This is a genomic window from Larkinella knui (genome assembly GCF_003858645.1).
Lineage (GTDB): Bacteria > Bacteroidota > Bacteroidia > Cytophagales > Spirosomataceae > Larkinella > Larkinella knui.
The window spans coordinates 1961702-1976427 of sequence record NZ_RQJP01000001.1; the positions used below are offsets into that span (position 1 = coordinate 1961702).

The window sequence follows — 14726 nt, forward strand, 5'->3', positions numbered from 1 at the left end:
AACGGCACACGTCCATGAAAAAGAACTTTTTTGTAGTAGCGTTCATAGTGGTCGCCGGTGGGTGGTGGATAGCCGCCCGTCCCGGCGACATTGTGACCGACCTGGGTCTGACGAACGAACAGGTGCAGGAGACGGCTTTTACCAACGTTACGTCCGACCAGCTCACCGCTCCGTATTCGCCGAAGGTCCGGCAACTGGCCAAGAACATCCCGAACGGTTCAAGGGTAGCCGCCGTGCAGGCGCTGGGGGGCGTGGTTCGGTCCTGCGTTAGCTCAACCGCTTTTAAAAACCGGTATCAGGATTGGTTGAAATCCAAATACGGAATTTCCGATGAACAGACCCGCGAGGCTGCCAGAACCAAAAACACCTCCGTGGATGACCTGCAAACGGCTTATCATCAGCAGGCTGCCCAGGTTCAGAACGCTTATAGCCAGATGCCCCCGGCCACGCTGGCGATGATGATTCAAAGTCAGATACAGATGCTGCAACAGGCTGTTTCCGAAGCCGAAGGGGATGAAAAAACCGCCAAAACGAAGGAATTGACCGAGTTGAAGCGGTTGCAGGCGCTGTCGAAAACGAAACCCGACGAGTTTAAGAAGCAATACGTAGCCAACTTCGACAAGATGCTTCACCAGGAAATGGCGAAGAATGCAGACAGGTTGGAAGACGATCTGGCAAAATCGAAACATAAAGCTGATGATTACCAGAAACGACTGGCTGACTACAAAGCAGCTTCCAATCTTAATACCGTGTTGAAGCAGCGGCTGAACGAGTTCATTGCTCTCACCGGCAGCGTCGACTTTGATGCGCAACTTATGAAACGCGGTTCTAAAATGGAATTTGTCAATCCGGAATACCGCACCAAATCCAGCAACTGGAAACTGTTGTTCCGAATGGGGAAAGAGCCGGTTTTGGCAGCCCGTTCATTTGCCCAAAACTGGGTAAACGAGTTGGAAACCAAAAAATAAACGCTTGTTCATAAATTCAGGTTAAATCTGGAAATTCTGCGGGCACTGTCGGCAGAATTTCTCTTTTCGGCCCTTTCTTGAGCATCCGCCCGTCGACAGCCTGTTGAGCCGGGGTTACGCCCTGGTGACGGCCTACCGCGAAGACCTTGCCTCCGACGAAGCCAGCACCCGGTTTACGACCGGTGTTCACGTGTTGTATCCGGAATTTCAAAAACAGGGCGATAATTTTGGCACCATTGCCGCCTGGGCCTGGGGGTTGAGCCGGATTATGGACTATCTGCAAACCGACCCCGCCATCGATGCAAAACGGGTGGCGGTATTTGGCTGGTCGCGGTTGGGGAAGGCGGCTTTGTGGGCGGGTGCCACCGATCCGCGTTTTGCGATGGTGCTCAGCCACGAGTCCGGAGCGGGGGGAGCCAAGCTGTTTCGGCGGGGTGTGGGCGAAACCATTCGGCGACTCAATACGGTATTCCCGCATTGGTATTGTGGAAATTTTCGAAAATACATGGACCGGGACACAACTCTGCCCTTCGATCAGCACCTGGTTATTTCCCTCATTGCCCCGCGACCGGTTTATATTGCCAGTGCTCAGGACGACAAGGGTTCGGATCCGGCCGGTGAGTTTGCCGCAGCAAAAGCCGCCGATGGAGTGTACCGGTTTTTGGGAACGAACGGTTTGCCGACCGCAACGATGCCGCCCCTGAATGAATCGGTTCAGGGCCAGATCGGGTACCACATCCGGCCGGGTGGGCACGATGTTTTATGGTATGACTGGTCTCAGTATCTGCGGTTTGCGGATAACCATTTCAAAGCCGCACCCAAAAATTAACCGGCGGTCAGCTGGTACGCTTTCGGATTGTGACCGGTCCATTTTTTGAAAGCCCGGCGGAACGAACTGGGTTCGTCGTAGCCCATGACGGAGGCAATTTCATTGATATTATGCTGGTTCGTGCGAATCAGGCGCAGGGCAATATCGCGACGGGCGTAGTCGATAATTTCGCGAAACGTAACATCTTCGGCCTGCAAACGGCGTTGCAACGAGCGAACCGATAAACCCAGTTCGTCGGCCACATCTTCAATCTGCGCACTTTGCTGGTGATCGAGCCGACGCAGAACAATCGTCCGGGCCTGTTCGGCGAGGGGTTGGGTTGTCAGATAACCCGTCCCGTATTCCATTGCCTGACAAACGCGGTTGTATAAATCGTTCGGGTTGATTCCCATCCGATGGCAAATAGCGTCGATGTGGTCTTTATTGCCGTTCAGGGCGACGTTCAGAATGGTTTTTAACGAGTTAAACGGGGTCGGTTGTGAGTACATTTCCGTATACGAGAACTAGGTGAATTACTTAAATCGGTTACAAGTAATTCAAGTTTCTCCCCCGCCGAAATGCCAAACTATCTAAAGTGCGTGAATCGTTATCTGAAATGCTATTTTAGCCTGTTCAACTGACATCACAAACTAAACCAGTTGGCGACCATTTGGGAAGGTCGGGTACTTTCCAGCTGCTGCTCCATTTTGTCGGGAATTTTGGGAAAGAAGTCAATTCCGGTCCGTTTTTCAACTTCGTCCACCGTCACCACGAACTGTTTCAAAGAACCATCGGACTCCTCATTTTTCAGCAGAAAAGCAATCATGCGGATGTCCGGGTTGTTGCAATACAGAAGCACTTTGTAGTAGTATTCGGGAACGGCGATCTGGTTTTTCCGGCCAATGGTTGGCAAACCGGGGCGCAAAACCGGGCCGGTGACCACATAAAGCCCTTTATCCCGCAAAGCCCAGACCCGGACCTGTTCTTCAAGCCGTTTCCAGATGCCGCGGTTAAAATCCGGAACCTGCGGACTGATGTTGCTCATATAGAACGTTTGCTTCATCATCTGCTTCGAAAACTTGAAGTCTCCCGCCGGCGCCAAATGCCCCCGATCGTAGCCGGAGCGCGAATAATCCGACGACAGCGCCGAGCCGGTTTCCACCAGCGGATCGGGCTGAAACTGCTCATTTTTCCGCTCGGCATCGCCCAGAATTTCATCTTCCAGCAACGGATACGACACCCAGTCGGCCTGCTCATAGTCTTCCCGATACCGCAGGGTGTAGCCGTCGTGCCGAATAATTTCGTCGGTAGGCTGAAAAGCGGGCAGCGTAAAATCGACAGCTTTTTCGAAATCAAAAAGCGTTTTCCGGGAATTACCGCCGGGAATACCGCCCGCTGTTTTCCCCTCCGATTTGGCTTTCTCCAACATCGAACGGTCGTCACTGGCTTCCGTGTCGGTGTTGTCCGATTCGGCTTCCGTCGTTGGCTCGGGTGCCTTGTACGGATTCTGTTCGGAAACCCGGCGGGACGATTTGATGCCGACGAGACTTTTTATATCATTCCAGAAAGCCACAACGGGTTCAGTACGACCGCCGTAGTGCAGAAAAAGACCAATGAGAAAAAAAACAAACAGAATAACCAGCGTATTGCTACGCAACCTAAATCCGCGCTGGTAGTAGCGCCGGGCACGAGAGGACGAACGAAAAAACATGGCGCTAAGTTACGAATACAATCAATAGTTGGCAGAAGATAATTGTTACTGAATACAAGATAAAGGTTATTAATTTTGTCCTTCTTGCCCACTCCCCGTTGAACTGCATGTCAAGCTTAAAAATTATCGTAATCGGTGGAGGTGCTGCCGGTTTTTTTGGTGCCATCACGGCCGCAGAACGTTTTCCGGAGGCCGATATCACGCTGCTCGAAAAAAGTAAAGCGGTATTGAATAAAGTCCGAATTTCGGGCGGAGGGCGCTGCAACGTGACCCATTCGTGTTTCGACAACCGGAAACTGGTCAAAAACTACCCGCGTGGCGAAACCTTTTTGCGTCCGCTGCTCAAACAATTCGATGCGGCATCGACCGTCAGCTGGTTCGAAAACCGGGGCGTTCGCCTGAAAACCGAAGCCGACGGCCGGATGTTTCCGGTTACCGATTCATCCGAAACGATCATTTCGTGTTTACTCCAGGAAGCCGCCCGATTCGGCGTACGAATCCGCACCAGTTGTGGGGTGAAATCCCTGTCGCGGGTTGGCGAACAGTGGCAGATCGAAACGTTTTCCGACGAAACCCTGGTGGCCGACCGGATTCTGCTGGCCGTTGGCGGTTATCCACAGGCGGTTTCGTACGGCTGGATTCCGGGGCTCGACGAACCGGAACCCGCCAGCAAAACCCTGGTTTCGCCGGTTCCTTCACTCTTTACATTCAATACGCCCGACAGCCCGTTGCTGGCCCTGGCGGGCGTTTCCGTGCCGGATGCCATGATCCGGATTTCCGGAACGAAACAGGAACAGCGGGGTCCGGTATTGATTACGCACTGGGGGTTCAGCGGACCGGCGGTTTTGCGGCTTTCGGCCTGGGCCGCCCGCGAACTGGCAGAGCTGGATTATCGCCACGAAATCCGCATCAACTGGCTGGCCGCCCTGAACGAAAACCAGATTCGGGACCAGATGCAAACCTTCAAGCAGCAGCATCCCAAAAAACAGGTTGCCACCCAATCGCTTTTTGGTTTGCCCGCCCGGTTGTGGTCGGCGCTGGCCACCGAGGCCGGTATTTCGCCCGCCGAACGCTGGGCCGAATTACCCGGAAAAGCCCAGAACCGACTCATCAACTTGTTGACAAACAGCACCTATGCGGTTTCCGGAAAGAGCACGTTCAAGGAAGAATTTGTGACCTGTGGTGGTATTTCGCCCGACGCTCTTCATCCCGAAACGCTGGAATGTCAGGCCCATCCGGGTTTATTTTTCGCGGGCGAGGTGCTCAATATCGACGGTATTACGGGCGGTTTTAACTTCCAGAACGCCTGGACCACGGGCTATGTGGCCGGTAAACACATTGGACTGTAGGCGATTTTGGCGTAAACGTTTTTCACTTCGTCACAAATTCCCGGATCGTTTTCAGCAAACCCGCCCCCGGATTTCAACAATCCTGGCGGTGTTACTCCCCGTGAATTTAATGTGTTCATTGTTAAATGGGCCGCAAATTCGTCGGTAAACAGTAAGTTAGGCGCTTAGAAATCCATACTATTGTGTCACCTACTCGATTAGTTCCCATTTGGCCTTTGAACCGGCCCTTAAAACAATGATGATCGAACAGATTCAGGCAGCCGTCAACTTTATAAGAGCCTTCAACGCACCCCAGCCCACGATGGGAATCATTCTCGGTACGGGCCTGGGCGCGCTGGCGAAAGAGGTGAAAGTCGATGTTGAAATACCGTACGAAACCATTCCCGATTTTCCGGTATCCACCGTCGAATCGCATTCGGGCAAACTGCTCCTGGGTACCTTGTCGGGCAAACCGGTGGTGGTGATGCAGGGGCGGTTTCATTTTTACGAAGGCTATACGATGCAACAGGTGACGTTTCCCGTCCGGGTGATGAAATGGCTGGGCATCAAAACCCTGCTGATTTCCAACGCCAGCGGTGGGCTGAATCCCGCTTTTCGGGTGAGCGATCTGATGATCATCGAAGATCACCTTAGTTTGCTGTTGCCTCAGAATCCGCTAACCGGAAAAAATCCCACTGAATTTGGTGACCGCTTTCCCGATATGAGCGAACCTTACGACCCGGATCTGATCCGGAAGGCTACTGCCATCGCGCACGAGTTGGGCTTTCCGATTCAAAAAGGGGTCTATGTGGGCGTCGCCGGCCCCCAGTTGGAAACCAAAGCCGAATACCGGCTGCTTCGCCAATGGGGTGCTGATGCGGTTGGCATGTCGACGGTGCCGGAGGTTATTGTGGCCCATCAAATGGGTATTCAGGTCTTTGCCTGTTCGGTGATTACGGATTTGTGCATCCCGGAAAACCTGGAAAAAGCCAGTCTACCAAAAATTCTGGCGGCAGCCGCAGTAGCCGAACCAAAGCTGACGGCTTTGATGAAGGAATTGGTGAACCGAATCTAGACTGTATTGCAACGATGTCTGTCCTCCATCCAGCTTCCGATTTTTCGGGTAATCACAACGTCTTCAAAAACGAGTCGACCGGCACCCTTACGGTCGTAGCTCAACTGTATCTGTATGGTTCCGTCGCATCGGATGACCTGGCCCAACGCATTGCCTACAATGTGGAGCGGGTCTGGGATCGTCCCGAAATTATTCTCTCGCTCGACGAACAGGATTTCCTGATCCGGTTTCAGGTTACCGGTATCTACATCGACGATCCCCGACCGCTGCTGACCAAAAACCGGGATTACAAAAAGCTGTTTTTTCGGATCGAAACGGAAACCGACAATCCGCTGGGCGGCATTTCGTATATGGATGGACGCAATAGCAACACCGGTTTTCTGCGACTCGACAACGTGGCCTTCGACGGCTCGACCACCGAGGCTCACGAAGTTGGGCACGGCTGGGGGCTCGTTCCGGGTACGCCCGACGGCCATCCGCTGGATCTCAACCTGATTGGAAAAGGGCAACCGGGCATCATGTATCCGCGCGGGACGCTGGTCGATCCGCAATACCAGTGGAATCCGTCGGCCCGGCCCGGCGAATTTGGCGGCACCCTCAAACCCGACAAACGGATTGTGACGATGGAAGATATTGCCATGCTGGGACTCGATCAACTGGACTACGACTGGCAGGGACGCGCCCGGCTGGGTGGTCTGACTAATGTGTATCACGAAGGGAAATCGCCGTTCCCACTGGCCTAATTCCCAGGTACTCAGTATACTTTCTGGAAATACTCCGTTGCCATTCGGTTCGAGTTGAAAAACGCATTGACATCGTTCATGCTTTGCAGCGTCAGCTTATTCCACTCATCCGGTTTTTCGTAGTAAAGCGGCAGGATTTCGTTTTCCAGCTGATCGAAAAAAAAGGTACGGTCGTGCGCATCCCGCTCTTCGGGCGACAAACCGGGCGCGGCAACCGGAACAATGAACGCATTTTTCTGGTGTTCCGCAAACTCGCAAATCCAGCCGTCGAACGTCGAAAAGTTGATCCCGGCATTCATGGCCGCCGTCATACCGCTCGTGCCGGATGCTTCCCGTGTAACCACCGGCGTGTTGAGCCAGAGATCCGAACCGTCTTTCAACTGTTTCGATAAAGCCAGTTCGTAGCCCGTCAAAACCGCCATGTTTTTGTGTAAATGGCTCCGATACACCAGCGAATTGAAGGTGTGGGTGGCCCCTTCGTCGGACGGATACGGTTTGCCGGCCCAGATAAACTGAATCGGATACTTGGGATGGTTCATCAGGTGGTGGAAACGCTCATCGTCCTGCACCAGCAAATCGGGGCGTTTGTATCCGGCAAACCGGCGGGCCCAGACCATCGTCAGCACATCCGGGTCGAACAATTTTCCTGCCTGATCGGCCACGGTTTTAAACAAGGTTGCTTTCAGGCTTTTTTTGCGCCCGGCAATGGCCTTCAGGTCATTTCGGTTTCTGGCATTTTCCAGTTCCGTATCGGCCCAATACCGCTGATTCTGAGCGTTCGTAACGTGCGTAATTTCGGGAATACCGGCATAGCTTCCCCACATATGCCGCGACACTTCGCCGTGCAAGCGGGAAACTCCGTTGGCCTTTCGACTCAGCCGCAAAGCCGCCAGCGAGTGATTGAACACATTGTCTTCCGTTCCGGTGATTTCCCGCACGGTCTCCAGCGGTACCTTCCCAAAAAAACTCATGACGTTGAGCTGGTTGATGTCGTGCTTTTCGTTCCCCGCTTCTTCGGGAGTGTGGGTCGTAAAGACCATCCGCCGACGAACTTCCTCCGCACTTCCATACTTCTGATAGAGGTGAAAAGCCGCCGAAACCGCATGGGCCTCGTTCAGGTGATAGACCTCCGGTTCGTAGCCCAGTTCATCGAGCAGCCGGGCCCCGCCCAGCCCCAGCACCATGCACTGGGCAAGTTTGGCGGACGTAATGCTGTCATACAACCGGTGAGAAATGGAACGGGCCAGCCAGTCGTTGCCGTCGATATCGGTGGTCAGAAAAAACATCGGAACCGTATTAAAATGCTTTGGATCAAGGTAATAGGCCTTCACCCAAACCGGCGTATGATGCACCTCGATCGTAAACTGAATACCGGTATCTTCCAGAAAACTGTATATTTTTTCCCGAAACAGCACATCCATCGCATTGTCGGTTTTCCGCGTCTGGTCGTAGTAGCCATATTTCCACAGGATTCCGATACCGATTACATTCTGCTTCAGCTCGTAGGCACTCCGCATGTGCGAACCGGCCAGAAAGCCCAGGCCACCGGAATAGGTTTTCAAAGCCTGGTCGATGGCGAATTCCATCGAAAAATAGGCAACGGATTTTGCGAACTGAGGGTCAAATTTGTAAGGATGGCGGAACGCCTGAGGCAGGTTCGATTTTGTCATTCGTATACGTTACGGAATAAGCCAGCCATTCAATCGGCTGATAAGCTAGTTAAAGTAAAGACCGGTTGGCCCAGGGGGAAAACCGGGAATAAGTTAGAGAGCCCGAAAGTGGTTAAAACGGTGCACTTCACCAAAAGGTTTTCGAGTCAGGCCAGATCACTCAAAAAGGGCGATTTCCGGCGAGTTGTGTACTGAGGACGACCCACTATCCATTTCGACGCGGTTACTTCCGGGGTTCAGTCCACCTTTGCAGCGTAATCAACATTTACTCATCTATCTCCACATCATGTATCATTCCATTCAAAAAATCGCCCTGGTCATTGGGTTGACCCTTTCAGTCGGGCTGGTTTCCTGCCAGAAAGACAGTGCCATCACACCCGATCAACCACAACTCGACAATTCTTCATCGAAAAAAGCCGCTGATGATATAATCGTGGTGAACATGGCAAAAAAGTACACGTTAATCAAACAAGGCAATGCGGTTTTAACCTACTACCCGGATGGTCGGCTGCAAAAAGTGACTCAGGGTGCCGATTTCCACCGCGATTATACCTATTCGGGCAATACGATCCAGGCCATCTCCTACCGGTACGGCAAAATGGCGTTCAAGGATACGTACCTGATCGACCCGGCTACCAATCGCTGCTACGAGTCGGAGCAAATCGACTATAAAGTGTTACAAACGCCTTTTAATTCAAATCTGAACGACCCGTTCCGCACCAGAACCTGGGTATATGCCTACAATGCCAAGGGTCAGTTGATCAGCTGCGGAGAGAAATACAAAGCGGGTACCCGGACGGAATACAGCTACAATGCGCAGGGCAACCTGGATCTGGTAACGACCTACTGGGAACCGATGTCGAAGGTAAACCCCTGGTATACCATTTCATTGAAATACCTGGAAAATAATGCGCGTCAAAACCAAAACCCCGGCAAGATCAACGTGATCGAGTACGTAGAGGATAAATATCCGACGAACTTCAACTGGATTCTGCAGCCAACTCCATACAGTTACATCGACTATTACGCGCAGGCAATTCCGGAACGGTATCTGAAAATTTACGGCAAAATGAGTAAGAACTTATTGGCTTCCGCCAACTGGCATGTGGAAGGCATGGGCTATCACGGGTCGAATTTTACGTACTCGTTGAACGCCGATGGGTATGTAACGGAACGGAAACGTTTCGACGATCAATACCCCCAATTGCTCGAAACGGAGGCTTATGATTACAATGTGTCGTACCTCGGCGTAAGTCTGTAAGCTTCCTTCTGCCTTTATAAACCGCTTTGTTGGTTGCTATTCCGCAACGTAACAAAGCGGTTTTTTGGTAGTATCCGGTTGGTTGGCCCGAAAAAGGGGCTCATTCGTTAGCATCGAAATTCGGCGCTGTAAACCACTGGCCAAAATTCAAAGACGGGAGTTCAGGAACTCAATCAGGCTGATTACGCTTTACCTAGCATTTGTTATCGATTACGATTGCCACCACCGTCACTTGATCTGTCCTGTATGAATTGTAAATCTTTACTGCTCACCAGTCTATTGGTGTGTTCATTGCTACCGGTTTTAGCCCAACAGTTACTTCCTGAACTCTCTGCTAAACCCGTTAAAAAGCGAGGGAGTCTGTATTTCACCTGGGGTTACAACCGCGACTGGTATACCAAAAGCACGATCCGTTTTCGCAATACAACGACGGACAACTACGACTTTACGTTCATCGATGCGAAGGCCCATGACCGGTCTGACTTGAGAAGTTTTTATAAGCTCACCAGCCTCACCATCCCCCAATACGACGCGAATCTGGGTTATTTTTTCAACGACAAACGCGATCTGGGCATCGAGGTAAGCTGGGACCACCTCAAGTACATCGTTACCGATAATCAGGTAATCCATGTAAAAGGGCAGATCAGGGAGCGTCCGATTGATAAAGACACGCTCGTTACCCCCGGTTTTGTGCATTTACAGCACACCAATGGGAATAACTATTTGATGATCAATCTGGTAAAGCGGCAACAACTCTGGCATTCCAGAGCCTTTCACCTGAGTGCAATTGGTAAAGCGGGAGCCGGGCCTTTGATTTCGTACACCATTTCGACCGTGCTGGGCAACGAAGATCCCGGTTATTTCCACTACCACGGCGTTGTAGCAGCGCTAAGCGGAGGGTTCAAACTCGATATTCTCAAGTATTTCTTTTTACAAACCGACCTGCAGGGCGCCTGGGTTGATTATACCAACACCAAGCTTGGTGCCGATCACCGGGGCCTGGCTACGCATCATTTTTATTCACTGCAATACAAATACCTGTTTGGCTTTAATTTTCCGTTAAACAACCGATAAACGTTCTATTCGGCTTAATTTCAGACCCATGTTTGATGTTTTGCGCCATCATATCGAGAAAAAGACCCCGCTGACGGATGCGGAATTTGCCCGGGCTTCCTCCCTTTTTACGGTTCGGAAACTCAAAAAAAGGCAATTTCTGCTCCAGCAGGGCGATGTATGCCGGTACGAAAGTTTTGTGGTGAGCGGTTGCCTGAAGTCGTACCATACCGATGATCAGGGCAACGATCACATCCTGCGGTTTTCGACGGAAGACCACTGGGCGGGTGACCTGGACAGTTTTCTCAACAACTCGCCGTCGTCGTTCAACATCGAGGCCCTCGAACCCGTCACGGTGCTGATCATCGACAAACCGGCTCTGGACGCCCTTTATCTGGCGGTTCCCAAAATGGAAACCTTCTTCCGGCTCCTCAACCAGAACGCGCTGATCGCAACGTCCCAGCGGATTATCAAAAATCTGAGCGTTCCCGCCAAAGAACGGTATGAGCAATTTCTGGCAACTTATCCGCAACTCGTTCAGCGGATTCCGTTGAAAGACATCGCTTCGTATTTGGGCATCACGCCGGTTTTTCTGAGCAAACTAAGACGGGAAAAGGCCAATTTATAAACCTGGTTTTAGTCAATTTCTTCATCTGCATTCAGAACAAAGACGCGGGACAGGCGGAACTTTGTGTTCATAAACAGAACCCAAAATGAACCCGTCACAACGTTCTTTTTTCGATACAAGTCAACTCGGTCATCATTCCCTGCAAAACCGGTTTGTGGTGGCTCCCATGACCCGCATCAGCGCCACCAGCGACGGTATTCCAACCCCTGAAATGGGCAATTACTACGAAGGTTTTGCGGAAGGCGGTTTTGCGGCAATCCTATCCGAAGGTGTTTACACCGACGCCATCGCTTCGATCTGCAATCCCAACCAACCCGGAATCGTCACCCGCCAGCAGGTTCTAGCCTGGCAAAAAATCACCCGACAGGTCAAAAAGTACCCCACGGTTTTTATTTGTCAACTGATGCACGCCGGAGCCCTGTCGCAGGTGTTGACCAGAACGCTGGCACCCTCGGCCATCAAGCCGCTCGGAAAACCGTCGGCTTCGTCCGGCGGAAAGAGTGCGTTCTCCACACCGGTTGCGATGACGGTGAGCGACATCAAAACCGCCATTGCCGGTTACGTTCAATCGGCCCGAAATGCCGTTGAAGCCGGTTTCGACGGCGTTGAGATTCACGGTGCCAACGGCTATCTGCCGGATCAGTTTATCACTTCGTATTCGAATCAGCGGACGGACTCATACGGCGGTTCGATTGAAAACCGCTTCCGGTTTGTGGCCGAAATTAGTGCCGCAATCCGGGCGGTGGTTCCGGCCGGATTTATCGTTGGGCTGCGGTTGTCGGAAGGGAAAGTGAATAACCTGGCGTATCGCTGGGAAGAGGGCGCCGACATGGCGAAAGCGCTTTTTGGGGAGGTAAAAAAAGCCGCCCCGGATTACCTCCACATCGCTGCGGAAGGCGGAGGCTGGCAACGGGAATGTGTGTATGCCGACGGTAGTTCATCGACCGGAATTGCCCGGCAACTGCTCGATTGCCCGGTAATCGCCAACGGCGGCCTGCACGATCTGGAACTTGCCCAATCCATTTTGACCGAAGGTCACGGAGATTTGCTAGCCATTGGCCGCTACGCAATCGCCAATCCGGATTTTCCGAAAAAGGTTTTGCGGAAGGAGAAAGTAGTCCCGTTCGTAAAAGAAATGATCAAACCCTCGGTTTCGCTGGCGACTACGCGGAAGTATTTCGAAGGACATTCATAGGGGCACACGGATCGAACGGATGCAACGAATCAAAACTGATTTTAGCCGTGTCAATCTGTTGCATCCGTGTGCCCATCCCATCAAATCGTTTTGAGATACGCCAGGCTCTGCGGCACCTGCTGCTGCGCCGACGGACTTTCGTCTTCGATGTAAAAATATTCGATCGACGATTTTTTAGCGGCTTTCAAAACAGCCTCCAGATTGATCTGCCCCGTGCCCAGCGCTACGTCATTTTCCGGTGGTGTGCCGCCCGACATGTTTCCCTGAATTCCTTTCTTGAGGTCTTTCATGTGCATCAGCTTGAAGCGTTTCGGGTATTTTTCGAGTAATTTGGCCGGGTCCTGACCGGGAAAATACACCCACAGCACATCCATTTCAAAGCTCACCGTTTCAGGGTCGGTTTTCTGAACGATGTAATCGAACAGGGTTCCATTTTCGTAGGGTTCAAACTCGAATCCGTGGTTGTGATACACAAACGTGAACCCTTTGTCTTTCAGCTTTTTGCCAATTTCATTGAAATCACTGACGGTTTTCTGGGCTGCTTCCAGGGTGTATTTTCCAGTGTGGGGAATCCAGGCCAGCCGGACATACTTGGCACCCAGGGTTTTAGCATTCCCGGTCACCATATCCATTTTGTTCATCAGGTCGTCGTAGCCAACGCCGTGGCTGGAACACCTCATGCCGCGTTTGTCGAGTTCGGCGCGGATTTCGGCGGCCGTTTTTCCGAAGAGACTCGAAAATTCAATGTTTGTAATGCCCATCGCCTTGATTTTGTCGAGTGTGCCGGGCATATCTTTCGCAAATTCATTGCGCATGGTATACGACACCATACCGGGCGTATCTTTCAGGGTTTTACCAAATCGTTGACCAAACGCTGCCACCGCCATCAGGCAGACCAACGAAGTCAGCAGGAACTGTTTTTTCATGATCGTATCGTAGATTTGTCTTAATAAGTACGAAACCCGTACGGCCTACTGTACCCCTATTCGTCGTCATCGTCCTGAAATGAGCGGTAGGCCCGGTTTAACTCCTGAAAAGCCTTCTCATTTTTCTGGTCCCTGGCCAGGGCTATTCCCCGCGTATAAATTTCTTCGGCCTTCAAACGATTATTTTGTTCGGCATACAGCGCAGCCGCGTGGTAATACGTCGGCAAATACGCCGGGTGTTGGTCGAGTAATTTTTCCAGATAGTCCAGCGACTGCCCCGGAGCCTCGTCCCGGTATTCCATCGCCAGCGCATACAGGTTGAACGGATCGTCCGGTTGTTCTTCAATAAACTCAAGCAACTGCTTAATTCGAATGTTATTCATGGGGCTTTCGTTTACAGTTTACGGTTTTCAGTTTTCAGTTTACGGTGGCTGACGCAGCTTGTGAACGCGTCAGCCACCGTAAACCGTGAACCGTAAATCAATCACCAAATAATAGTATGCAAGCATACGTTTATTCCGACAAGTTTGTAATTTTGCAGTCAGTATAACTAAACCACAGACAACATGAAAATTTTAGTGTGTGTCACCAGTGTGCCGGACACCATCACCAAAATTACGCTCACGGACAACAATACCAAACTCAATAAAGCGGGGGTGCAATTCATAACCGGGCCTTACGACGACTATGCCCTCTCGCGGGCCGTCGAACTGAAAGAACAACTCGGTGGCACGGTTACCGTTCTGAATGTGGGCGAATCCGACGCCGAACCCGTCATCCGGAAATGCCTCGCCATTGGTGCCGACGACGCCATTCGGGTGAATGCGGAGCCAACCGATGCCTATTTTGTAGCCGAACAGATTGCCGCCATTGCGAAGGAAAACGGCTACGACCTCATCCTGATGGGCCGCGAATCGATCGACTACAATGGTGGTCAGGTTCACGGTATTGTCGGTGAGATGCTGGGCATTCCTTCCATTTCGCCGGTGATGAAGCTGGCCATTGCAGGCACTACCGCCCAAATTACCCGGGAAATTGAAGGCGGACACGAAGAACTCGAAGCGGGCCTGCCGCTGGTTCTGGGTTGTCAGGAACCAATCGCCGAATGGAAAATCCCCAACATGCGGGGCATCATGAGTGCCCGGACCAAACCGCTCAAAGTAGTTGAACCCACGGGAAAGGATACGCTAACCCAAATTTCCAACTACGAACTGCCACCCGCCCGCGGAGCCTGCAAAATGATTCCCGCTTCAGAAGCCGAAACGTTGATCAAGTTGCTGAGAACCGAAGCAAAAGTACTCTAGAGTTGTTTCGCGGAGTTGAGCGGAGAAGAAAGGAGTTAAGCAAAGAACTAGTTTTC

The 14726-nt window shown here is 51.8% G+C and carries 15 protein-coding genes; 10 read left to right on the forward strand and 5 right to left on the reverse strand.

Going from position 1 to position 14726, the window contains the following annotated elements:
- The first annotated feature begins 14 nt into the window (after positions 1-14).
- Positions 15-968 (forward strand): hypothetical protein, encoded by a 954-nt coding sequence (locus tag EHT87_RS07910; RefSeq protein WP_124905533.1) that lies wholly within the window; start codon positions 15-17, stop codon positions 966-968.
- A gap of 103 nt (positions 969-1071) precedes the next feature.
- Complete coding sequence (locus tag EHT87_RS07915) at positions 1072-1797, forward strand: alpha/beta hydrolase family protein (RefSeq protein ID WP_185716159.1); 726 nt, start codon at positions 1072-1074, stop codon at positions 1795-1797.
- Here EHT87_RS07915 and EHT87_RS07920 read toward each other — a convergent pair.
- The gene (locus EHT87_RS07920; protein ID WP_124905535.1) at positions 1794-2285 is read right to left on the reverse strand and encodes a helix-turn-helix transcriptional regulator; all 492 of its coding nucleotides are present in this window, start codon (positions 2283-2285) and stop codon (positions 1794-1796) included. The genes EHT87_RS07915 and EHT87_RS07920 overlap by 4 nt on opposite strands.
- Before the next feature lie 134 nt (positions 2286-2419).
- Positions 2420-3487 (reverse strand): DNA/RNA non-specific endonuclease, encoded by a 1068-nt coding sequence (locus EHT87_RS07925; RefSeq protein ID WP_124905537.1) that lies wholly within the window; start codon positions 3485-3487, stop codon positions 2420-2422.
- A 107-nt stretch (positions 3488-3594) separates the two neighbouring features.
- Between EHT87_RS07925 and EHT87_RS07930 the strand changes: the two genes are divergently transcribed.
- From EHT87_RS07930 to EHT87_RS07940, 3 genes are all read left to right on the forward strand, one after another.
- Positions 3595-4836, forward strand: coding sequence for a BaiN/RdsA family NAD(P)/FAD-dependent oxidoreductase (locus tag EHT87_RS07930; protein ID WP_124905539.1), 1242 nt, complete (start codon positions 3595-3597; stop codon positions 4834-4836).
- 238 nt (positions 4837-5074) lie between these two features.
- Positions 5075-5890, forward strand: a complete 816-nt coding sequence (locus EHT87_RS07935) for a purine-nucleoside phosphorylase (protein ID WP_124906085.1) — start codon at positions 5075-5077, stop codon at positions 5888-5890.
- 14 nt (positions 5891-5904) lie between these two features.
- Positions 5905-6633: a hypothetical protein gene (locus EHT87_RS07940; protein WP_124905541.1), complete on the forward strand. Its 729-nt coding sequence runs from the start codon at positions 5905-5907 to the stop codon at positions 6631-6633.
- A gap of 11 nt (positions 6634-6644) precedes the next feature.
- On the opposite strand, the gene glgP is transcribed toward EHT87_RS07940, so the two are convergent.
- Positions 6645-8303, reverse strand: a complete 1659-nt coding sequence (gene glgP / locus EHT87_RS07945; protein WP_124905543.1) for an alpha-glucan family phosphorylase — start codon at positions 8301-8303, stop codon at positions 6645-6647.
- 286 nt (positions 8304-8589) lie between these two features.
- Here glgP and EHT87_RS07950 point away from each other — a divergent pair, with 286 nt between their 5' ends.
- From EHT87_RS07950 to EHT87_RS07965, 4 genes are all read left to right on the forward strand, one after another.
- Positions 8590-9564 (forward strand): DUF4595 domain-containing protein, encoded by a 975-nt coding sequence (locus tag EHT87_RS07950; RefSeq protein WP_124905545.1) that lies wholly within the window; start codon positions 8590-8592, stop codon positions 9562-9564.
- Between the two features lie 246 nt (positions 9565-9810).
- A complete protein-coding gene (locus EHT87_RS07955; protein ID WP_229320889.1) occupies positions 9811-10638 on the forward strand; it encodes a hypothetical protein in 828 nt (275 codons plus the stop codon).
- 28 nt (positions 10639-10666) lie between these two features.
- Positions 10667-11245, forward strand: coding sequence for a Crp/Fnr family transcriptional regulator (locus EHT87_RS07960; protein ID WP_124905547.1), 579 nt, complete (start codon positions 10667-10669; stop codon positions 11243-11245).
- An 85-nt stretch (positions 11246-11330) separates the two neighbouring features.
- The gene (locus tag EHT87_RS07965; protein WP_124905549.1) at positions 11331-12440 is read left to right on the forward strand and encodes an oxidoreductase; all 1110 of its coding nucleotides are present in this window, start codon (positions 11331-11333) and stop codon (positions 12438-12440) included.
- A gap of 80 nt (positions 12441-12520) precedes the next feature.
- On the opposite strand, the gene EHT87_RS07970 is transcribed toward EHT87_RS07965, so the two are convergent.
- Together EHT87_RS07970 and EHT87_RS07975 are read right to left on the reverse strand one after the other, a co-directional pair.
- On the reverse strand, positions 12521-13366 hold the full coding sequence (locus EHT87_RS07970) for a sugar phosphate isomerase/epimerase family protein (RefSeq protein ID WP_124905551.1): 846 nt from the start codon (positions 13364-13366) through the stop codon (positions 12521-12523).
- 56 nt (positions 13367-13422) lie between these two features.
- Positions 13423-13749: a tetratricopeptide repeat protein gene (locus EHT87_RS07975; RefSeq protein ID WP_124905553.1), complete on the reverse strand. Its 327-nt coding sequence runs from the start codon at positions 13747-13749 to the stop codon at positions 13423-13425.
- Between the two features lie 183 nt (positions 13750-13932).
- Here EHT87_RS07975 and EHT87_RS07980 point away from each other — a divergent pair, with 183 nt between their 5' ends.
- A complete protein-coding gene (locus EHT87_RS07980; protein ID WP_124905555.1) occupies positions 13933-14670 on the forward strand; it encodes an electron transfer flavoprotein subunit beta/FixA family protein in 738 nt (245 codons plus the stop codon).
- Positions 14671-14726: the final 56 nt, after the last annotated feature.